This window comes from Streptomyces sp. NPDC056527 (assembly GCF_042794475.1).
Lineage (GTDB): Bacteria > Actinomycetota > Actinomycetes > Streptomycetales > Streptomycetaceae > Streptomyces.
The window spans coordinates 68,279-88,362 of sequence record NZ_JBHTTQ010000006.1 but is presented as its reverse complement, the minus strand read 5'-3'; the positions used below and the strand labels follow the sequence as shown (position 1 = coordinate 88,362).

17 protein-coding genes and 2 pseudogenes are annotated in these 20,084 nt (G+C 71.6%); 11 read left to right on the top strand and 8 right to left on the bottom strand.

All coding sequences use genetic code 11. From position 1 onward, the window contains the following. Positions 1-15: 15 nt before the first annotated feature. The 5 genes from ACFQ7Q_RS05390 to ACFQ7Q_RS05370 form a co-directional block, all read right to left on the bottom strand. Entirely contained in the window at positions 16-1,089 is a 1,074-nt protein-coding gene (locus tag ACFQ7Q_RS05390; RefSeq protein WP_383550225.1) for a DNA cytosine methyltransferase, read from the bottom strand. Positions 1,090-1,197: 108 nt separating this feature from the next. Next, positions 1,198-4,179: a Z1 domain-containing protein gene (locus ACFQ7Q_RS05385; protein WP_383550222.1), complete on the bottom strand. Its 2,982-nt coding sequence runs from the start codon at positions 4,177-4,179 to the stop codon at positions 1,198-1,200. 49 nt (positions 4,180-4,228) lie between these two features. Next, the gene (locus ACFQ7Q_RS05380) at positions 4,229-5,212 is read right to left on the bottom strand and encodes a PD-(D/E)XK motif protein (RefSeq protein ID WP_383550219.1); all 984 of its coding nucleotides are present in this window, start codon (positions 5,210-5,212) and stop codon (positions 4,229-4,231) included. After that, positions 5,205-6,752, bottom strand: a complete 1,548-nt coding sequence (locus ACFQ7Q_RS05375; protein WP_383550216.1) for an ATP-binding protein — start codon at positions 6,750-6,752, stop codon at positions 5,205-5,207. Before ACFQ7Q_RS05375 ends, ACFQ7Q_RS05380 begins: the two co-directional genes overlap by 8 nt. Before the next feature lie 95 nt (positions 6,753-6,847). Beyond that, a complete protein-coding gene (locus ACFQ7Q_RS05370; RefSeq protein WP_383550213.1) occupies positions 6,848-7,858 on the bottom strand; it encodes an SEC-C domain-containing protein in 1,011 nt (336 codons plus the stop codon). 63 nt (positions 7,859-7,921) lie between these two features. Here ACFQ7Q_RS05370 and ACFQ7Q_RS05365 point away from each other — a divergent pair, with 63 nt between their 5' ends. Further along, positions 7,922-8,692 carry a class E sortase gene (locus tag ACFQ7Q_RS05365; protein WP_383550210.1) on the top strand — a complete coding sequence of 257 codons (771 nt, stop codon included), beginning with the start codon at positions 7,922-7,924 and terminating at the stop codon, positions 8,690-8,692. On the opposite strand, the pseudogene ACFQ7Q_RS05360 reads toward ACFQ7Q_RS05365, so the two are convergent. Next, positions 8,646-8,998: pseudogene (locus ACFQ7Q_RS05360) on the bottom strand (MFS transporter); the annotation flags it as partial. The gene ACFQ7Q_RS05365 and the pseudogene ACFQ7Q_RS05360 sit on opposite strands and share 47 nt — an antisense overlap. A 3-nt stretch (positions 8,999-9,001) precedes the next feature. On the opposite strand from ACFQ7Q_RS05360, the pseudogene ACFQ7Q_RS05355 reads away from it, so the two are divergent. The 4 genes and pseudogenes from ACFQ7Q_RS05355 to ACFQ7Q_RS05340 all read left to right on the top strand — a co-directional run. After that, positions 9,002-9,244, top strand: a pseudogene (locus tag ACFQ7Q_RS05355) (transcriptional regulator); the annotation flags it as partial. A gap of 46 nt (positions 9,245-9,290) precedes the next feature. Continuing rightward, a complete protein-coding gene (locus tag ACFQ7Q_RS05350) occupies positions 9,291-9,584 on the top strand; it encodes a DUF6412 domain-containing protein (protein ID WP_383550206.1) in 294 nt (97 codons plus the stop codon). Between the two features lie 99 nt (positions 9,585-9,683). Further along, positions 9,684-10,406, top strand: a complete 723-nt coding sequence (locus ACFQ7Q_RS05345) for a YidC/Oxa1 family membrane protein insertase (RefSeq protein WP_383550204.1) — start codon at positions 9,684-9,686, stop codon at positions 10,404-10,406. Positions 10,407-10,543: 137 nt separating this feature from the next. Further along, positions 10,544-11,401, top strand: coding sequence for a fumarylacetoacetate hydrolase family protein (locus tag ACFQ7Q_RS05340; protein ID WP_383550201.1), 858 nt, complete (start codon positions 10,544-10,546; stop codon positions 11,399-11,401). A 105-nt stretch (positions 11,402-11,506) separates the two neighbouring features. Here ACFQ7Q_RS05340 and ACFQ7Q_RS05335 read toward each other — a convergent pair whose 3' ends face one another. Beyond that, positions 11,507-11,974, bottom strand: coding sequence for a heme-degrading domain-containing protein (locus ACFQ7Q_RS05335; RefSeq protein WP_383550198.1), 468 nt, complete (start codon positions 11,972-11,974; stop codon positions 11,507-11,509). Continuing rightward, positions 11,971-13,053: a Gfo/Idh/MocA family oxidoreductase gene (locus ACFQ7Q_RS05330; protein ID WP_383550194.1), complete on the bottom strand. Its 1,083-nt coding sequence runs from the start codon at positions 13,051-13,053 to the stop codon at positions 11,971-11,973. The genes ACFQ7Q_RS05335 and ACFQ7Q_RS05330 overlap by 4 nt, the downstream gene beginning before the upstream one ends. A 128-nt stretch (positions 13,054-13,181) precedes the next feature. Here ACFQ7Q_RS05330 and ACFQ7Q_RS05325 point away from each other — a divergent pair, with 128 nt between their 5' ends. The 6 genes from ACFQ7Q_RS05325 (at position 13,182) to ACFQ7Q_RS05300 (ending at position 20,050) form a co-directional block, all read left to right on the top strand. Further along, positions 13,182-14,582: an ROK family protein gene (locus ACFQ7Q_RS05325; RefSeq protein WP_383550386.1), complete on the top strand. Its 1,401-nt coding sequence runs from the start codon at positions 13,182-13,184 to the stop codon at positions 14,580-14,582. Positions 14,583-14,705: 123 nt separating this feature from the next. Then, on the top strand, positions 14,706-15,947 hold the full coding sequence (locus ACFQ7Q_RS05320; RefSeq protein ID WP_383550191.1) for an LPXTG cell wall anchor domain-containing protein: 1,242 nt from the start codon (positions 14,706-14,708) through the stop codon (positions 15,945-15,947). Positions 15,948-16,184: 237 nt separating this feature from the next. Next, the gene (locus ACFQ7Q_RS05315) at positions 16,185-16,949 is read left to right on the top strand and encodes a GntR family transcriptional regulator (protein WP_383550188.1); all 765 of its coding nucleotides are present in this window, start codon (positions 16,185-16,187) and stop codon (positions 16,947-16,949) included. 139 nt (positions 16,950-17,088) lie between these two features. Next, complete coding sequence (locus tag ACFQ7Q_RS05310) at positions 17,089-18,225, top strand: TIGR03364 family FAD-dependent oxidoreductase (RefSeq protein ID WP_383550185.1); 1,137 nt, start codon at positions 17,089-17,091, stop codon at positions 18,223-18,225. A 44-nt stretch (positions 18,226-18,269) separates the two neighbouring features. Beyond that, positions 18,270-18,923, top strand: coding sequence for a phosphonatase-like hydrolase (locus ACFQ7Q_RS05305; RefSeq protein WP_383550384.1), 654 nt, complete (start codon positions 18,270-18,272; stop codon positions 18,921-18,923). Positions 18,924-19,009: 86 nt separating this feature from the next. Then, a complete protein-coding gene (locus ACFQ7Q_RS05300) occupies positions 19,010-20,050 on the top strand; it encodes an ABC transporter ATP-binding protein (protein ID WP_383550383.1) in 1,041 nt (346 codons plus the stop codon). Positions 20,051-20,084 lie beyond the last annotated feature (34 nt).

The following is a 20,084-nucleotide window of genomic DNA, read 5'->3' as shown; positions in this document are numbered from 1 at the left end:
GCGACCCCAGCAGCGCTACAGGTTACCCGGCTCGGCGCGGCGATCAGCGAGGCTGTCGGCCGTCGCTCCCGGATGGTCGTAGGGTGACGGATTCTGCGCGTCGGGGCAGGACTGCAACGCCGCTTTGATCGCTTCGCCCAGCGCTCGTCCGACCGGAGGAGGGGTGGCGTGGCCCACCTGCCGATACTGTGCGGTCTTCCGGCCCGCGAAGACCCAGTCGGAAGGGAAGCCCTGAAGGGCGGCGGCTTGACGCACGGTGAGGGGCATCATCCCGGGGCGTCCTCGTGACGGATCCCAGGCGAAGTCCGGGCCGGGCACGAGGTCGGCCACGGTACCGCCGTCCACTCCCATGCGTGCCCACGCGCGCTTGGTCCCGGTCGGTCCCAGGTCCGCACCGCCGCGGTTCCAGGAGCCACCGACCAGGGTCGGTGCCGGCCGGTCGGCCTGGGCGGCCCACTCGGCGGCCTGGGGCCAGCCACGGTCGCCCATGGACGGGCCGAGTACATCCCCGACGGTCCGGTGGCGTGCGACGGAGGCCAGGGGCGGGGCGAACGAATCCGAGTGCCCGTCCCTGAAGGCGACCATGACTCCTTGCTTTCGATCCTGCGCCACTCCGAAATCCGCTGCGTTGAGCACGAACCACTGAATGTCGTAGCCGAGGTGGACGAGTTCCTCGGCGATGTACTCCCGAATGGGACCGTACGCCGGCTTGGTGACGAGGTCGGGGACGTTCTCGATCAGCAGGGCCCTGGGCCGGACACCGTGCATCAACATGATGGTGGCCTTGAGCACCTCCGACTCGTCATCCCTGTCGGCGCGGCGCACGGAGGCGGTTGCCTTGACGCGGGGTAGACCGGCCGCGAGCAGGTCCACGTCGTAGGTCTGCTGATGGTCGGCGGGGTCGAAGTCGAGCAGGTCGAGGTCGAGGACGTCCCACGTGGGCCTGTTCGCCAGGAGCGTGTCACAGGTGACGGTCCTGTTGTCGAGCAGGAGCACAGGGTCGAAGCCCGCCTGCTCCAGACCGAGGGCGAGACCCCCGGCACCGGCACAGACGACGACACTCCGCAGGCGAGTCGTCCTGGTGGTCATCACGATCTTCGTCGATCCTCGTTCGGTCGGCCCCGATCCACAAGGCGGGGAGAGTCCCCCTGGTGGAGACGGGACCGTGCCCGAAGCCGCCAGGGGGAGTCGTCGTGGTCAGCGAGTGGCCTCGTCAGGGGCCGTGTCGATGATGGCGACCCCCTCCTGGGAGGAGTCGACGGTCGTGAACCGCAGCACGCGGCCGTCGTCGCTGCGGGCCGAAGCCGGGGCGACGAAGCCGAAGGCCATGACGATCCGACTCGGATCGAGGGTGCCTTCCTCGACGAGCGTGGCCCGATGAGCGGATTCGACGATCGGGTAGACGACGACCACTCCCCGCCTCGGGGTCACCAGGCTTTCGACCGCGCTGTCGCCCGAGTCGGCGAGCGAGCCCGCGATGCGCAGCGCGGCCGCGCGGTGCTTGATGTCGCTGATGGCGCCGAAGAGCGGGTCACGGCGGCGGTCACGGGCGAAGTAGGAGTACGAACGGCCTGTGTTGCCGAGCCGCATGCGCCGACCGGTCTGGGAATGCTGCGGCGCCAGCACGATCCAGTCGTCCACCTGAGCAGGGGTACTCGTGGTGATCTCCCGCAGGTAGTCGAGGTGCGGCGCGAACTGCGAAGGCGCCCCCCAACGTACGGCTGACACCAGATCGAAGAGATCGACGGGGTTCATCCGTCCCGTGAGAGCCGCGAAACGGTGAGCGACGCCTTCCCGAGGGAAGTGGTAGGAGAGCTGAGTCGGCTCTGCGGACAGGGAGTCCAGGACGGGCGTCCACAGATGGGTGTTGTGCCGGAGGTCGGTGACTTTCGTCGGATAGGCCGTGGGCTCCTGCCACTGGCCGGGGGAGCGGAGGGTGACCAGGCGCGAGTTGTACATCTTGTTCGGGCTGGTCGGCTTGAGCCATGGGATGTGCTGCGAGACCAGCGGCGGCACCTTGTCCGGGGTCACCTGCGGGCGACCGTCGACCGTTACCGAGTACTGCGCCAGCTCCGCGCGGAACGTCTCCTCGTCCCGGCAGATCGCCTCGAAGCCGTCGTAGAGGTCGATCTCCTTCTTCCCGATGGTCTCCTGGCGGCCCAAGTAGAGCCGGACCAGGTCCCGGTAGCCCTGGCGGAAGCCGAACCAGCGGCCCATCTGCATGAGTGTGGAGGCATTGCCGGCGCGGCGCCGGAAGTACGAGACGGTCAACCCTTCGACGGTGAAGCCTCGGGCGAGCTTCTGACCTCCGATGAGGATCTTCCAGATGGACCGCTTGTCGAAGTCGGCCTCGCCGGTCTCGAGGTCCTTGTCGCCGTTGACCACGATGATCGGCTTGTCGTCGCCCCCGATCCGGATCGCGGCGGGGCCGATGTAGGGCGCGAGCTCGTCGAAGGAGTCGGGCACGGCCTGACCGTCGGCGCGCACCGCGGAGACGGGGGCGATGTCCGTGTCGAACAGGACGCGGAGTCGCTCGTGGCCGCGGGCGCCGAGGTAGCCGGCGTTCCACCACAGTCTGGTGACCCGACCCAGCAACTCGCGGTGTACGTCCTGGCGTTGCGACTCGTGGATCAGCATGGTGTGGTGCTGGAAGTACCGATCGCCGAGGTCACCCTTGTCCTCGCGGTACAGCTTCATCGCGGCCGTCAGCACGAACATGTCCATGGCCCGCTCGAGACAGGTGTCGTCCTCGTCGTCCTCCACCACGATGTCGCGGACGTGCGCCATCTCGTTGGAGTTCGCGTACGTTCGCTCCTCATCCGACAGGGCGGAGTCGAGGTCGTGGAAGTCGCGGGCGCCCATGTACTCGTCAGGACGCGGCAGGGAGATGATGAAGTCCTTGGGGAAGATGTCCGCGGTGTCGCTGGGGTCGATGAAGACGTTGGCGAAGGGGGTTGCGGTGTATCCCACGTACTGGGCACGCGGCAGCATCCGCAGCAATTCGGAGATCCGCTGATTGATCGCGGTCCGCTCGGCGTTCGGCTTGGCGAGGTCGGAGGTGTTCACCGATGCTTCGTCCGACTCGTCGTCCACGATCAGGACCGGGATCTCGGAGAGGGGCGTCTTGATCTTCCGTAGATCCTTGACCAGCTTCTTCAGGACCTTGTCGTTCTTCTTCACGACCATCAGCCGGGCTGGGGCCCGATGGAGGTTGCGGGGGTCGTACAGGGGGAGGCCCGGTTCCTGCTTCTCGTATTCGAGGGCGACGATCCCCTGCAGAAGGCTTTGGTAGTCGTCGCGGCGGGTCGTCAGCCTATGGATGTCGAACGCGCCGAGTGTCGAGGGCAGCGCACCGAAGCCGGCGAACTTGCCCTCGTTCCAGGCGCGGTCGTCGGCGTAGTCGGACTCGTACTCGCTGGCGCCGCGCACGATGTTCTCGCGGCCGACCAGCTCCATGTCGAGGCGGCGCTGGGTCTGGTCACGCAGCATGTTGATCGTGCCGCCCAGGACGATCACGAGCCGGTAGCCCGAGTCGAGCGCCTTGGCGATGACACCGGCGAAGTTGGCGGTCTTACCGGACTGGACGTAACCGACCACCAGGCCCTTCGACTGGTATGCCTCCTCTGCCGTGGGGTCGGCCAGCCGCTCGACCACACGATCGGACGCCTCGTCGAGACCGGCGACGACGTCTTCGGGCCAGCCTTTGTCCGCCAGCAGCCTGCGGTACGCGGGCCAGTACCAGGGCCGACCCTGGAGGGACTGCGGGGTGTACCAGGGGGTGTGCTCGGTGCTGATGACGACCGCACCGGTGGCCTTGTGGACGGGGACGAGTGCGTCGAGAAGCTTGCCGGTCTCGTCGTCGATGTCGAGCAGCGCGTACACGTCGGCCCGTCGCTTGTCCGTGCGGGGCGGATGCGACGACCAGGCGACGTTCTCGTTGTAGTCCCAGCGGGTGAGCTGCTTGCGCCACACCTCCACCAGTTGGTCCGTGGAGTGCGCGTCGCGGAGTACGGAGAGGAAGTCCGCTTCGTCGGCGTACTCCATCGCAGCCGGTGTGAGGTCTTCAGCCTGGTACTCCAGGGCGCGGGCGAGCCGCTTCGGCTTCCCCGCGCTCATGTCGCCGAGTGCCCGGGCATGGAGATCGACACGGATGCCGGCGGGGGTGTCGGGACTGGTCATCGGCGGTTCCTCGGCTGTCGGGACGGAGTGATCGGGGTACACGGAAGGTTCATGGGAGACGAAGCCCGGCCAGGTTCACCGGGGCGCCGGGCGTCGGCGCGAGCCCGGTGACATCGGTCTCGTAGCGCACGGCGGAGATACGCTCGAACGTCGCCGCTGCGAGCAATGCCGGGGTGAGTCGTGGCACGGACTCGGCAGCCAGGACCAGGGCTTCGTCCCGAGGTGTCCAACGCTCGTCGTCCTCACGTTCGGCCGACCACCCGGACCGCTCCAGCGCGAAGTTCAGTCGACCGAGGGCTGCCGGTGCCCGTTCCGCTACCGCGGCGCGCACCGCGCGGACCGATTCGGCGAGCGTGCGGCCACCCGCGCCGCCCCGGGTCAACCGGAGCGAAGCGAGCCACAGCGGTCGGTCGGGAGCGGGTTGCAGCTGGCCGAGTCCGTGGATCACGTGACGTCGTCGTTCCGCCGCGGTCGTCTTCACCTCGATGTCGAAGTCCACCAGAGCGAAGTCGTGTTCCTCGCCGTACGGACCGGTCCATGCCTCGACGGCGGTGTCCCAGCCATGGGTCTCGGCGAGCCGGGACAGGATCGCGAGTTCGCCCAGCAGTCCGATCCGGCGCTCTACGCTCAGCGCCCGAGGGCGGTCGAGCAGAGAAGCCCAGCCCTCCACGGTCTCGGTGAACGCACGGTCGAGCGAACGGTTCTTCGTGACGATCCGATCGGCAACGGCAAGCAACATGTCGTGGAAGTCGCGCATCAACTCGACCTGGGTCGTTCTGATACGGGCCATGCGCAACCCCCTGTCGACCGCCACCTGATCGATGCGGACTGCCGGCAATGACGAACGGGGTGGCTGCTGGTTCGGGCCGAGTTCGACGAACAGGGCGATGTCGCGGCCGCCGCGCCCTATCTCGTACGAGACGACGGGGTGCTTGTCGGCGGCGGAGAGACGGTAGCTTGCGCCGACTCCTTCTCCCAGGTAGTGCTCGACTGTCGACCAGCCGAGCGCCGCACCGTCCGCCGAGTCAGTCATCGTCCGCCACCCGATTCAGTTCGGCGCGAGCGGCCGCGACCAGGACGGACTGCCACAGCTGCAGGTTGTCCTTCTCGCGGCTGCCGCTGTACTCCTTCTCGAAGATCCCGTGGAGCAGCAGGTACATGAGCGACTTGAGGGTCGGGGCGTCGTTGAGCCCTCCGCGCCGGCCGCCGAGGATAGCTGCCCGATAGTGATGGTTGAGGACGATCGTCCGGGCCTCGCGGTCGATGTCGAAAAAGGCGCTGTTGTCGATCTTCTGCCAGCGAACGGAGATGGGCTCCTCTCCGGGTATGAGCGGCAGTTCGTCCTCGATGGCCTCCCGGACGGAAGACTCGAAGCCCTTGCCCGCGGGGATCACGGGCTTGCGGGTGGTTCCGGTCCGCTTCCGCGCATCCCGATACGTCGCGTCGGCGTCTGCTATGTACTGGGAGAACGCGCGACCGTCGGAGCCCACCGCTGACTCCAGGGCTGTGACGAACTCCGGAGAAGTGTCGACACCGTCCTTCTTCACCGTGAGACGGAATGCCGCGGAGGCCATGACGTCGTCGGGCAGGTCGATGGCAACGCGCGCGAGGGAAAGGTGCTGCTCGGGCTGACGGAAGTTGTTCCAACCACCGGCCTGGACCAGGCGGTCGTGGCGGTAGAAGTAGAAGCCCTGGCGGTCGATGACGGTACCCACGGCTTTGAACTCGTCGTTGTTCGACTTCGGCGGCCAGACGTGCGCCGTCAGTGTGACCGGACCGACGGAGGGGATGGCAGCGACGAAGTCGTGCGCGTAGTCGGGGTGCCCGCTGACGGGGTATGCGAACGGGTCGAGCGGCTGGACACCGAAGTTCATGTACTCGACGCCGGTGGACACGTCCTCTACGGCGATGGTGACATTGAAGTCTTCGCGAGCCAGGAACCGGTGCAGATGCAGGCCGAGGTGCAGTCCCAGCTTGTTGATGGTGCGGTGCAAGTACCGATCGGTTTGGGCACCACCCCCGGTCTGCGGGAAGTTCTTGACCGCGTCCCAGCGGACGACGGTGCCTTGCCAGACGATCGGGCAGTCGTAGTAACGGTCGATGAGCTGCTGCGCGTAGTCCGGCGCGACGATGTCGCATTGGTAGCCGTTCACGGCCCGCTCTATCGTCCAGCGGCGCCCTGCCGGGGCTGCAGCCCTCGTGCGTCGCACTTTGCTGACAACGGTGACGGCGCCGGCGTGGCTGAGCGACGCGGACTTGAGTCCGGTGCCGAACATGCCGAGGGCCTGTGAGCCGTAGTCGCGCCGTCCGCCGACGGTCATCGCGACGTCCAACTCCTCCTCGTCCATGCCTTTGCCGTCGTCGACTATGAGCAGGCTGACAAGGCTGTCGCCATCGCGCAGGAAGTGGATCACGACGTCCTTTGCGCCGGCGTCGATGGAGTTGTCCACCAGGTCCGCGACCGCCGCCTCGAAGCCGTACCCCTGACTGCTGAGGGCCTCCATGTAGCGAGCGTCCGGAGGCAGGCGCTTGCTGCCGGTGGTGGGTACTTCGAATTGCCACTCAGTCGTCATGTCTCGCCTTGGGGTACGCACGCCACACCTGTTCAGGCGACCCTAATGGACGGTGCTGACATCGACAGCCGACTGGGTAAATGTGCTTATGTCGGCTAGGCCTCCGTACCCCCATGGCACTCCCCATAAGCCCTCCCCGACCCGCACCAGCACCCCGCCCCCCGCGCCGGCGGCCAAGTCGTTGCTCGGCCGCGGGCTGCCAGGGTGGTGGCGTACTGGGGGAGCAGGGAGGCGTTCGAGGGGGACGTGGATTCGGAGGCGGCGAAGGCTTCGTAGGACGGGACCGTGGCCGGGACGATGCCCAGGTTGGGGGTGCCCGCCGCCGCTAGTTCGCGGAGGGAGGCTTCGATGTCCGTGAGGTGGGCTCGGTACGTGGGGTACTCCGCCTCGAGTTCCGGGTACGAGGCGAGGAGCTCGTCCAGTTCCCGTTCCGGCCAGTGGAGGACCGCCACCGGGAAGGGGCGGGAGAGGGCCGTGCGGTAGGAGCCCAGTTCGCTGCGGAGGCGGGTGATCTCGGCCTGGAGTTCCGCCGGGTCCGAGGAGCCGAGCGACCACAGGCGCTTCGGGTCGTGCAGTTCGTCCAGGGGGACGGCCCCCGTGTGCAGCGTGTCCGCGAGGGTGTCCCAGCCGTCGTGGGGCAGCGCCAGCATCCGGCGGACCCGGTGGCGGGTGGCGAGCAGCGAGCGGGTGGGGTGCGGGAGGTCCGCCGGCGCCGACTCCGGCGCCAGCAGATGGGCCGCCTCCGTCGCGTACGTCTCCGACAGCTCCAGCTCGTCATGGGCCTCCAGCGTCTCCACCACGATCTCCCACGGCGCCGCGTCCGCCGGCGCCGACGCCCGCACGCCCTCGATGATCGCCCGCGCCTCGGGCTCGTGGCCGTACTCCCACAGGTTCGCCGCCTTCAGCGCCCTGATCAGGTGGGGGGAGGCGGGTGAGGAGGACAGGAGGGTGTCGTACAGCGCGGTCGCCTGCGGCCGCTCGCCCGCCAGTTCCAGATGCGCCGCTGCCTGGAGGAGCAGCGGTTCCTGGTCCTCGGGGTACCGCGCGGCGGTGCGCAGCAGGCGCTCGGCTTCGGTGGCGTGGGCGGCAGGCGTGTCGGGGCGCATGTCGACCACCGTACTGCTGTACGGCCCTGGAGAGTTGGCGCCTCAGCCCTTATCGTGCCCCGCGTGCGGGACAGGGTGCCGGTCGTCGTCCAGACACGCGGGGTGCGGAGCACACCCGCCCGCGTGCTGTGGGTCGGTGCCGAGGCCGTCGTCACCTGCGGGGTCGTGCTGCTGCTCCTCGTCGTCCACCAACTCTGGTGGACCAATCAGCAGGCCCGCGCCCAGGCCACCCAGCAGGTCCGCGCCCTTGAACGGGAGTGGGAGGGATCACCCCCGGCGCCGTCCGTCGAGGCACCGCCTCCCGAGGACGGGACCCCCGCGCCTGTCGAGTCCGTCGCGTCCCCGGAGGCCGATGCCGAGCCCGAGGCCACTCCTTCCCCCGGCCGCCCTCCCCTCTCCTCCGCCTACGCCATCCTCCGCATCCCCCGCATCGGCCTCACCGCCCCCGTCGCCCGTGGCGTCGGCAAGCGGTCCGTCCTCGACCGCGGGTACGTCGGGCAGTACCCGGGAACCGCCGCCCCCGGGAGTCCCGGCAACGTCGCCCTCGCCGGGCACCGCAACACCCACGGCGAGCCCTTCCGCTACATCAACCGGCTCCGGCCGGGCGACCGGATCCGGGTGCAGACCAGGGAGCGGGAGTACGAGTACGTCGTCGATCAGGTGCTCGCCCGGACCGCTCCCCGCGACACCGGCGTCATCCAGCCCGTGCCCCGCTCCCTCGTCAAGCCCTCCTACGGGTACTCCGCCCCCGGCTCCTACCTCACCCTGACCACATGCACGCCCGAGTTCAGCTCCGCGTACCGGCTCGTCGTCTGGGCGAAGCTCGTACGGTGACGGCCGCGCCCACCACGCCCAGCGCCGCCGACACGAGCAGTGCCGTGTCGGCGCCCGCCGTCGCCAGCGCGATCGTGAGGGCGCCACGCCCGCCGACGAGCCGATGTAGCGGGCCGTGTTGTTGGCCCCCGAACCCATCGCCGCCCGCTCCGGCGGCACGGAGTCGACGGCCAGGCGTGGCAGGGCCGCGTTCAGCAGACCGCTGCCCACGCCCACCACGAACAGGCCGGGGAGGAGGCGGAGCCACGAGCCGTGCGGGGAGGAGAGCGAGCCCAGGAGGCCGAGCACGCCCGCCGTCGACAGGACGAGCTCGGGCGCTGGGGGCGCGACGAGGTGCCCGGTGCCCCGGCCGTACGCCACTTCCATCACGCCGACTGCGGCACCGAACTCGGCCCGTACGGCGAATGTCCGGCCTGTCACGTTCCCGTACCGCCCGCCGACGTCGAGATGCGGCCCGGTGCCGGGCTCGATCCGGACCCCTCCGATCCGGTCAGCCGGGCGCTGCTCCGGCCCCGCCGACTCCTCGTCCCTCTCGAAGCCGATCGTGTATAACGGCTGGTACAGGACGAAGCGAGCGGCGACCGGGGAGGGAAGTGCGGTGATCGGCAACCTGCTCCTGCGCGTGCTCGCTCCCCTCTTCTTCCTGCTCGCGCTCGCCGATCTCCTCCTCTCCGACGGCTCCAGCCTCTCCGCCGCCGTCGCCCTCGCCGCGACCACCGTCTTCTGCGCCCTCATCGGCGCCCCCGCGCCCGCGTCCGTACCCCCGACCCGGGTACGCACCGCCTTGCGCGATCGCGAGCGGCGCACCGCCTTCCTGCCGCAACGCGACCCCGACGCCTCCGGCCGCCGCAGGCCCCGGGCACCCGGCCGTCCCCTCCCGACGGCCGCGTAGGCGCACAGCACAACCGCTCCACCCCGCCTGCATCCTGCGCGGATCCGTCATGCCGAGACATCCTTCTTCCGGCACGACGAGACCCCTCGGAGGGCTCCCATGTCCGTTTTCGCTTCCCTGGTCGAGCAGCTCGCCGACCTGCTCCAGCCGCTCTTCGCCACCACCGCGACCGCCGCCGCGATCGTCCTGTTCACGATGCTCGTCCGGCTCGCGATCCACCCCCTCTCGCGGGCGTCCGCCCGCGGACAGAAGGCCCGCACCCGCATCGCCCCGCAGCTCGCCGAGCTCCGTGCCAAGCACGCCAAGGACCCCGAGCGGCTCAAGAAGGCGGTCATGGAGCTGCACGCGAAGGAGAAGGTCTCGCCCTTCGCCGGCTGCCTGCCCAGCCTCCTCCAGGCGCCCGCGTTCCTCCTCATGTACCACCTGTTCTCCGGCGACCGGATGGCCGGCCACACCCTCTTCGCCGCCCCGCTCGGCGACCACTGGGCCGACGCCCTCGGCAACGGCGGCGCCTTCGGCCCGGCCGGCCAGGTCTACCTCGTGCTCTTCGCGATCGTCGCCGCCGTGGCCGCCTTCAACTACCGCCGCACGAAGCGGCAGCTCGCCGCACAGCCCCTGGACACCGGACTCCCGGCGACGCCGGGCGCGGACACGATCAACAAGGTGATGCCGCTGCTCTCCTTCGCCACGCTGATCACCGTCGCCGTGGTCCCGCTCGCGGCCGCGCTCTACGTCGTCACCAGCACCACGTGGACCGTCTTCGAGCGGGCCGTCCTCTTCCGGGAGCAGCGCCCCACGGAGGCCCTTGCTACTCAGGCGTAAGGGTCCAGTCCGTGAACGGGGTCTTGCCGAGTGGTCGAAACTCTTGGAGGATCGACCAACCTCCGATGGCCGCAACCCATCGGCCGGGGATCAGTAGGGCCCGACCCTGGGCCCACCTCGACCACAGGGAGAAGACCATGAAGCTGCTGCGAGTCGGTCCGGCGGGTGCCGAGCGTCCTGCCCTGCTCGACCAGGACGGGACGCTGCGCGACCTGTCGGCCCTGGTCGGCGACGTCGACGGCAGCCTGCTGGCCGACACGTCCGCGCTCGACCGGATCCGGGCGGCCGCCGGGGCCGGCGTGCTGCCCGCGCTCGACGCGACCGGGCTGCGGATCGGCCCTCCGGTCGGCCGGATCGGCAAGGTCGTGTGCATCGGGCTGAACTACCACGGGCACGCGGCCGAGACCGGCGCGGCGACCCCCGCCGAGCCGGTGGTCTTCCTCAAGTCCGCCGACACGGTCGTGGGCCCCGACGACACGGTGCTCGTACCCCGCCGCAGCACCAAGACGGACTGGGAGGTCGAGCTGGCGATCGTCATCGGCCGCACCGCCCGCTACCTGGAGACCGACGAGGAGGCCCTCGCGCACGTCGCCGGTTACGCGGTCGCCCACGACGTCTCGGAGCGCGAGTTCCAGATCGAGCGCGGCGGCACCTGGGACAAGGGCAAGAACTGCGAGACCTTCAACCCGCTCGGCCCGTGGCTGGTCACCACCGACGAGGTGCCGGACCCGCAGGCGCTCTCGCTCAAGCTCTGGGTCAACGGCGAGCTGAAGCAGGACGGTCACACCTCGGACCAGATCTTCCCGGTCGCGGAGGTCGTCAGGTACGTCAGCCAGTTCATGACCCTGTACCCCGGCGACATCATCAACACCGGCACCCCGGCGGGCGTCGCGATGGGGCAGCCGGAACCGAAGCCGTACCTGCGGGCCGGTGACGTGGTGGAGCTGGAGATCGACGGACTCGGCCGCCAGCGCCAGGAGCTCAAGGACGCGTAGCGAGCCGGCCGGCGGGCTCGGGACGCGTCGCGGGCCGGCGGGCTCGGCTCAGGGCGCGTCGCGGGCCGACCGGTACCGAGGTGGGGCACCGGCCCGGTGGGCCGCCTAGGCCGCGAAGCCGTCCAGCAGCAGGCCCAGCGCCTCGACCACCATCGCGTGGTCCTCGGCCTGGGGCAGCCCCGACACGGTGACCGAGCCGATCACGCCCGCGCCGTCGACCGCGATCGGGAACGAACCGCCGTGGGCGGCGTACCGGTCGGGGTCGAGGCGCGAGGACTGCTCGAACGTCGTCCCCTTGGCCCGGAAACGGGCGCCGACGAGGAACGAGCTCTCGCCGTACCGCTCGACGACCCGCCGCTTCCGGTCGATCCAGGCGTCGTTGTCCGCGCTCGACCCCGGCAGCGCGCAGTGGAAGAGCTGCTGCGCGCCGCGCCGGATGTCGATCGCGACGGGCGCACGGCGCTCGCGTGCCAGACCGACGAGGAGCGAGCCGAGCGCCCAGGCGTCGTCGTACGTGAAGTGGGGGAGGGTCAGGCGGGCTTCCTGGGCCTCGATCGTGGCGACCTCGCTCACAGCGTCACCGCGATTCCCTCGCGGGCGGAGCGCTTCGCCGCCTCCAGGACGTCCAGGGTCGCCGCGGCCTCGAGGGCGGTGACCGGGTTCGCGCCGGTTCCGCGGAGAGCGGCGGCGACGGCCGCGTAGTACGCCGGGTAGTCGCCCGGAAGCGTCTCGACCGGGGTGCCGCCGCCGGTCAGCGGGGACTCTCCGGCGCCGAGGGTGCCCCACATCGACTCCGGCTCCACGCCCCACGGCGTGCCGGGCGCGGGCAGCAGGCCCTCGCGCAGGTCGGCCTCCTGGGGGTCGAGGCCGTACTTCACGAATCCGGCGCCGGACCCGAGGACGCGGAAGCGCGGGCCGAGCTGGGCGGTGGTGGCGCTGGCGTAGAGATGGGAGCGGACACCGTTCGCGTGCGTGATCGCGATGAAGGTGTCGTCGTCGGTCTCGGCGCCCGGGCGACGGACGTCCGCCTCCGCGTACACGCGTACGGCCGGACCGAAGAGGACCAGGGCCTGGTCGACGACATGGCTGCCGAGGTCGTACAGCAGCCCGCCGATCTCCTCCGGCGCGCCGGACTCGCGCCAGCCGCCCTTGAGCTGCGGGCGCCAGCGCTCGAAGCGGGACTCGAAGCGCTGCACGTCACCGAGCGCGCCGTCCGCGATGAGTGCGCGCAGGGTGAGGAAGTCGTTGTCCCAGCGGCGGTTCTGGAAGACGGAGAGGAGCAGGTCCCGCTCCTCGGCCAGCGCGGCGAGGGCCCGTGCCTCGGCGGCGGTGCCGGCGACCGGCTTGTCCACGACGACCGGGAGCCCCGCTCGGAGCGCGGCGGTGGCGAGGGGGACGTGCGTCTTGTTGGGGGAGGCGACGACGATCAGATCGAGCTCGTCCGCCCGCGCCCACAGCTCTTCGGGGGAGTCCGCGACCCGTACGCCGGGGTGCGCCGCGCGCGCCTGTGCCTGGCGCTCCGGGTTGCCGGTCGTGACCGTGTCGAGGACGAGGCCCTCGGTGGCGGCGATCAGCGGGGCGTGGAAGACGGAGCCCGCGAGGCCGTAGCCGACGAGTCCGACGCGGAGGGGGGCGGTGTCGGTGCCAGTCATGGAGCCCACTTAAGCAACGCTGTTGCCAAAGTGCAAGCGAGGGGGAGAATGGGGTGGTGAACAGGAGTGTCAGGGGTGTCAGGGGCGGTGCGGTGGGTGCGGTCGGCGTGACGGGCGCGGCGGGTGCGGTGGGTGCGGCAAGCGTCGTCGGCGTCAATCTGCCGGCGCTGCGCAGCCACAACGCCGCGCTCGTGCTCGACCTGCTGCGTACGGCGGGGGAGGCCGGGATCAGCCGCCTGGAGCTGGCGGACCGGACCGGACTCACCCCGCAGGCGGTCAGCAAGATCACGGCGCGGCTGCGGGCGGAGGGCCTGGCGCGGGAGGCCGGCCACCGCGCCTCGACGGGCGGCAAGCCGCGCACCGTTCTGCGGCTGGTCCCCTCGGCGGCGTACGCGGTCGGGGTCCACCTGGACCGCGACGAGCTGACGGCCGTCCTGGTGGACCTCGCGGGGGTACGGGTGGCTGTGCGCAGGGCCCCACTGGACCTGGGCGCGGGCGCGTCCGCGGTGTTCGAGGTGGTGGAGCGGGAGGTGGGCGCACTGAGAGGGGTCGGCGCCGCCGGTGCGGGTGGGGTCGGCGGGGTCGGCGGGGTCGGCGGCGGGGCGTTCGGGGCCGGTGGCGATGGCGGTGTCGGCGGCGGGGAGTTCGGACGAGCCGGGTCCGTCGACTCGGTTGCCTCCGGGGCCCGGGGGCCTGGGACCTCGGACGCCGGGATCCCCGCGACCCCAGGCGCCCAGACACTGGAGGCCGCGGGTTCCGAGATCTCGGGCGGTGCGACCGCAGGTTCCCGGACCGCGGGTTCCGCGACCTCGGCCCCCGAGGCCCCGGGCGTGGAGATCTCGGGCGCCGAGACTTCCCAGGCCGCGGGCCCTGCGACCCCGGAGCCCGCCGCTCCCGCCGTCCTCGGTGTGGGCGTTGCCATGCCCGGGCCCCTTGATCACCCCACCGGGACCCCGGGGCGGGTCACCGGGTACCCGGAGTGGGAGGGCATCCCGCTGCGGGACGAGCTCGCGCGGCGGCTCGGGCTGCCCGTCGAGCTCGACAAGGACACCAACGCCGCCGCCCTCGGGCTCGCCCTCCGCGCCCCGGCGGCCGACTCGTTCGCGTACCTCCATCTCGGTACGGGGCTCGGCTCCGGCCTCGTCCTGGGCGGCGCGCTCCACCGGGGCGCACGGACCGGCGCGGGCGAGTTCGGGCACCAGACCGTCCAGCTCGACGGCCCGCCCTGCGGCTGCGGCGGGCGCGGATGCCTGGAGGTCCTGTGCCTCGCGGCCGTGGCCCGCGGCGACCTCCCTGAGGCGGCCAGGATCCTCGGCACCGGAGCCATGAATCTCGTACGGCTCCTGGACATCGACCGTGTCGTCCTCGGCGGCCGGGCCGTGACCGCCGCGCCCGAGGTCTTCGTGCACGGCGTCGGCGCGGTCCTCGCCGACGCGGGCCTGGGGACCCCGGTCGCGGGCACCGCCACCCCGTACGCCGTCGCCGAGGGCGCGGCGCAGCTGATCCTCAGTCCGATCTTCGGAAAATAGGCTGATCGGATGGAATGAGCGGGCCGTCCGGGGGTGCGCGCCGCGTCGCTCCCCGATCCCGCCGCGCCCGGGTGGCAGCGTCGCGGCCGTCCGTACGCCCGCGAGCAGCAAAGGCACCCGCCCATGCGACTGCGCAACGCCCTCGCCCTCGGTGTGACCGCGGCGACGACCGGAACCGCCGTCCTCGCGCTCGCCGTCGCCCCGTCCTCGGCGGACCCCGCGCCCGGCCCGGCCCCCGGCTCCGGCGCAGACTCCGGAACCGAGCGCTCCGGCCCGGGAATCGACCGCCTCGGCTCGACGAGCGAGCACCCGGCCCCCGGAGCCGACGAAGCCGACGGAGCCGAGCGCGTCGGTTCGGCGAGCGAGCACCTGGCACCCCGAGCCGACCAACTGGCTCCCGGAGACGACCGTCTCGGCTCCACGAGCGAGCACCTCGCCCCCGGAGCCGAGCGCCTCGCCCCCGGAACCGCCCGCCTCGGTCTCGAATCCGGCCCGAGCCTCGGCTCAGGCCCCGCCCCCGGAATCGGCCCGCGCCTCGCCCCCACCGGCGCCAGCTCCGGCCTCGCCCAGGCCAGCGCCAGCCCCGGCCCCGCCCCCACCAGCGCCAACCCCGGTCCCGACCCCACCGGACCCGTCCCCACGGCCGTCAGCCCCGGCCCTGCTGTTCAGCGCCTGGACAAGCCGCCCACCTGTGGCAACGCCTCCGAGCCCGTCTTTCCCCTCGACACCCGGATCCACAGCGGCCCCGGCACCTACGTCCCGGGCGCCGGCTTCCGGACCTTCGAGGTCGACCTCACCAACACCACCTCCGAGGCCTGCCACAGCATCCACCCGGTCCTGGTCCTCGCCGACCGTGACCGCGTGCTGCGGCCCGCCCAGATCCAGCTCGACTTCTACGACTCCGAAGCGAGCCGCTGGCGGCCGGTGCAGTTCGAGGAGACCGAGGAGGACGAGAACATCGGGGTGTTCAACGGGTTCCCCGGCTTCGCCGTCCCCGCGGGCCGCACGGTCACCGTCAGCGTCCGCCTCGCGTTCCATGAGGACACCGCGCCCAACGAGGTCGTCGTCAACGCGGCGATCGTGCAGCGGCAGGGGGACGACGGGGACTGGGTCGGCGAATCCGGCGACTACCGTCTGGCCATCGCGCCGGAGGACTCGACGGGCACGGACATCGAAACGCGCCCGACCCCGGTCCCCTCGACCACTCGCCCACCCGCCCCCACTCGCCCACCCGCCCCCACCCGGCCCGAACTCGCCCTCACCGGACCCGAGTCGACGACCGCGCTCGCCCCCGCCTCCGGGGCGTTGCTCCTCTCGGGTGCGGCACTGGTCGTCGCCGCCCGCCGCGGGCGGCGCCGGGCCTAGTGCGTGTTGCGAAGGTCCGGCCTGCCCCGCGACGCCCGGCACGCCCTCCCCCACGCCGCGCTGTCGGGGTCGCCCGAGTACGCCGACGGTACGAGGCGACCCTCCGCCCTGCGAGCGCGCGCACCCCGCGGGGCCCGCCGCGCGGGTGGACGGCTCTGCTCTCGCAGCCCGCCCTCAGAACCCTCCGGTCACTCTCCGTACACCCACCCGTTCATCCCCATCTGCGAGCATCCCCCGGTGGACTACCCGAACGACCAGGCACCTGGCGCCCCCATCCGCTCCGGCATCCCCGAGCACGGCCGCATCCCCAAGTACTACGCGGTGAAGGCCAAAGTCTCCTCTCTGATCGACGAGTTGGGCGAAGGCGGGCTCCTGCCCACCGAGCGGGATCTCGCCCTCCGGTACGAGGTCTCCCGGGAGACCGTCCGGCAGGCCCTGCGCGAGCTGCTCCTCGAAGGGCGGCTGCGCCGCCAGGGGCGGGGGACCGTCGTCGCCGGGCCCAAGCTGGAGCAGCCGCTCTCGCTGGCGAGCTACACCGAGGGCGTACGACGCCAGGGGCGCCGGCCCGGCCGTTCGCTCATCACCCTCGACCGCTTCCCCTGCCCCGACGCCCTCGCGCCCGAGATCGGCGTCCGGCGCGGCGAGCCCGTCTGGCACATGGAGCGGGTGCTGCTCGCCGACGACGAGCGGGTCGGCCTGGAGAGCACGTACGTCTCCGAGGCCCGCGCCCCGCGCCTCGACACCGAGTTCGACCCCGACTCCTCCTTCTACGCCTACCTCCGCGAGAAGCTCGGCATCGCCTTCGGCGATGCCGACGAGCGCATCGAGACCGTCCTCGCCACCCCTCGTGAGGCCCTGCTCATCGGCACCCCGCCCGCTCTCCCGATGCTGCTGATCCACCGGATCTCCCGGGACGCCTCCGGCCGCCCCCTGGAGCGTGTCCGCACGCTCTACCGCGGCGACCGCTTCAGCTTCACCGCCCACCTGGGGCATCAGGGCTGATCGAACGGCGCGAAGGGAGTCCATCGAGTCGCGTCGATAACGGAAAGGTAACGGGTCTAGGCCAACCTTGTCGGGCCGTTCACCGTCCCGTTGCCCATGGGATCCGTCCGGGTCACTCGTCGCCAGGACGGTGAACGGCATGAAGGTGATCGTCGTAGGAGCCGGCGTGGTGGGAACCATGCACGCCTGGCACGCAGTGGAACGCGGCCACGAGGTCGTACACATCGAGCGCGAGGCCGAGGCGCGCGGAGCCTCGCTCCGCAACTTCGGCCAGATATGGGTGAGCGGCCGGGCGGGCGGCGAGGAGCTGGAGACCGCGCTGCGCGCCCGCGAACTGTGGGAGGGCATCGGCGCCCGGGTCCCCGGACTCGGCTTCCGGGCGATCGGCTCGCTCACCCCCGTACGCAACGAGCTGGAACTGGCCGTCGCCGAGGCCGCCCTGGCCCGGCCCGACGCGGCGGCCCGCGGCTACAAGCTGCTGACCGCCGCCGAGGCCCGTGCCGTCAACCCCGCCCTGCGCGGGACGTTCGAGGCCGCCCTGTGGTGCGAGCGCGATGCCGCCGTCGAGCCGCGCACCGCCCAACTCGCCCTGCGCGAGGCCCTCCTGGCCACCGGGAAGTACACCTTCCTGCCGAACCGCGAGGTCCGTGACGTGTCCGGCGCCGAGGGCATGGCGAACGCCGCCGTCCGCGACGACCGCGGCGAGGTCCACAGCGGCGACGTCGTCGTCCTCTGCACCGGCGCCGCGCTCGGCGGTCTCGTCCGCGAGATCGCCGGTGACATCCCCGTCCGCCGCGTGCGGCTGCAGATGATGCAGACCGACCCGCTCGGTGAGCCGCTGACCACCTCCGTCGCCGACGCCGACTCCTTCCGCTACTACCCGGCGTACGCGTCGGAGGCTCTGGACGCCCTCAACGCGGGCCAGGCGCAGGACCCGACCGCCGCCGCGCACAGGATGCAGCTCCTGATGGTCCAGCGCCTGGACGGCGGACTGACCATCGGCGACACCCACGAGTACGAGCACCCCTTCGCCTTCGACACCCTCGAAGACCCCTACGAGCACCTCACCCGCGTCGTGGAGTCCTTCCTCGGCCGCCCGCTGCCGAAGGTCCGGCGGCGCTGGGCGGGCGTGTACGCGCAGTGCACCGACACCAGCCGGGTCGTGCACCGCCAGAAGGTCCGCGAAGGCGTGTGGCTGGTGACCGGACCCGGCGGACGCGGCATGACCTGCTCGCCCGCCGTCGCCGAGACGACCGCGAACGAACTGGGCTGGTGAGCACCGTGACCGAGAACCGCAGGCACGACCTCGTCGTACTGGACATGGCCGGCACCACGGTCGCCGACGGCGGCCTCGTCGAGCAGGCCTTCACGGCCGCCGCCGAGCGCCTCGGCGAAGACCCGGCCACGATGATCGACTACGTCCGCGCCACCATGGGCGAGTCCAAGATCTCCGTCTTCCGCCATCTCTTCGGCGGCGACGAGGCCCGCGCCCGGCAGGCCAACCTCGCCTTCGAGGCGGCGTACGGGGAGCTGGTCTCCGACGGCAGGATCGCCCCGATACCCGGCGCGGCGGAGGCGATCGCCGAGCTGAGGGAGCAGGGCCGGACGGTCGTCCTGACCACCGGGTTCGCCCGGGTCACCCAGGACGCGATCCTCGACGCGCTCGGCTGGTCCGACCTGGTCGAGCTGACCCTCTGCCCGGCCGACGCCGGCGGCCGGGGGCGCCCGTACCCGGACATGGTCCTCGCGGCCTTCCTGCGTGCGGGAGTCGTCGACGACGTCCGGCAGCTCGTGGTCGCGGGCGACACCTCGTACGACATGCTCAGCGGGGTCCGCTCGGGCGCCGGGATCGTCGCGGGCGTCCTGACGGGCGCGCACGACGAGGGCGCGCTCAAGGAGCACGGCGCGACGCATGTGCTGGCCTCGGTCGCGGATCTGCCGGGGGCGATCGCGCGGGCGGAGGCGGACCGGTGACCGGGCCCGCGACCGCCGTGGACGCCGGGACCGCAGCGGCGCGCGCCACGCATGCCACGCTCCGCGCGGCCGGTGCCCGTAGCGGCATCCGCTTCGACTCCGTCTCCGTCGCGTACGGGACGCACACCGTTCTCGACTCGCTCGACCTGACCGTCGAACCGGGCGAGGTCATGGCCCTCCTCGGGCCCTCCGGCTCCGGCAAGACCACCGCCCTGCGGGCGGTCGCCGGGTTCGTGCGGCCGGTCTCCGGGCGGGTGTTCATCGGCGACCGCGACGTCACCGGCCTCCCGCCGCACCGGCGGGGGATCGGGATGGTCGTCCAGCAGTACGCCCTCTTCCCGCACATGCGGGTCGAGGACAACGTGGCCTTCGGCCTGAAGGCGCGGAAGGCGCCGAAGGGCGAGATACCCGGGCGGGTCGCCGAGGCCCTGGAGATGACCGGGATGGCGGCCTATGCCCAGCGCTACCCGCGCGAGTTGTCCGGCGGACAGCAGCAGCGCGTCGCCATCGCGCGGGCGCTGGCCATCCGGCCGAACGTCCTGCTCCTCGACGAGCCGCTGTCCGCGCTGGACGCGCAGCTGCGCTCGGGAATGCTGGCCGAACTGGCGCGACTCCACCGGGAGTTGCCAGACGTGTCGATCCTGTACGTCACCCACGACCAGGTCGAGGCGCTGACCCTCGCCGACCGGATCGCCGTCATGGACAGGGCCCGGCTCCAGGACTGCGGCACACCGCAGGACCTGTACCGCCGTCCGCGTACGGAGTTCACGGCGTCGTTCGTCGGCAACGCGAACCTGCTGCCGGTGACGGTGGGGGTGGGCGGGGTGACCTTCGGCGGGGCCGAACTCCGGGTCGCGACGGACGACGTCGCCCCGGGCGCGGCCGCCACGCTGTGCGTACGACCGCACCTCGTCGGGCTCGGCGACGGGCCGAACGCGCTGCGGGGGCGGATCGCGGAGGTGCAGTGGCGGGGCGCCACGCATCGGCTGTACGTCGACGTGGAGGGGCATCGCGTCAAGGCGGACGTCCGTGAGCTGCGGGAGACGCCGGCTCTCGGTGACGAGGTGGTCCTGCACTTCGCACCGGAGGACGGGGTGCTGCTGGGGGCCGGGGTGTCCGATGGGTGACTCCAAGGGGCCGGTCATGACGGCTGAGCGCCCA

Excerpts from the sequence above, each read along its gene's own strand:
- ACFQ7Q_RS05340 (WP_383550201.1), top strand. The coding sequence starts at position 10,544 with ATGAAGCTGCTGCGAGTCGGTCCGGCGGGTGCCGAGCGTCCTGCCCTG.
- ACFQ7Q_RS05330 (WP_383550194.1), bottom strand. The coding sequence starts at position 13,053 with ATGACTGGCACCGACACCGCCCCCCTCCGCGTCGGACTCGTCGGCTAC.
- ACFQ7Q_RS05380 (WP_383550219.1), bottom strand. The coding sequence starts at position 5,212 with ATGACTGACTCGGCGGACGGTGCGGCGCTCGGCTGGTCGACAGTCGAG.
- ACFQ7Q_RS05385 (WP_383550222.1), bottom strand. The coding sequence starts at position 4,179 with ATGACCAGTCCCGACACCCCCGCCGGCATCCGTGTCGATCTCCATGCC.
- ACFQ7Q_RS05310 (WP_383550185.1), top strand. The coding sequence starts at position 17,089 with ATGAAGGTGATCGTCGTAGGAGCCGGCGTGGTGGGAACCATGCACGCC.
- ACFQ7Q_RS05370 (WP_383550213.1), bottom strand. The coding sequence starts at position 7,858 with ATGCGCCCCGACACGCCTGCCGCCCACGCCACCGAAGCCGAGCGCCTG.
- ACFQ7Q_RS05305 (WP_383550384.1), top strand. The coding sequence starts at position 18,270 with ATGGCCGGCACCACGGTCGCCGACGGCGGCCTCGTCGAGCAGGCCTTC.
- ACFQ7Q_RS05345 (WP_383550204.1), top strand. The coding sequence starts at position 9,684 with ATGTCCGTTTTCGCTTCCCTGGTCGAGCAGCTCGCCGACCTGCTCCAG.
- ACFQ7Q_RS05375 (WP_383550216.1), bottom strand. The coding sequence starts at position 6,752 with ATGACGACTGAGTGGCAATTCGAAGTACCCACCACCGGCAGCAAGCGC.
- ACFQ7Q_RS05320 (WP_383550191.1), top strand. The coding sequence starts at position 14,706 with ATGCGACTGCGCAACGCCCTCGCCCTCGGTGTGACCGCGGCGACGACC.
- ACFQ7Q_RS05390 (WP_383550225.1), bottom strand. The coding sequence starts at position 1,089 with ATGACCACCAGGACGACTCGCCTGCGGAGTGTCGTCGTCTGTGCCGGT.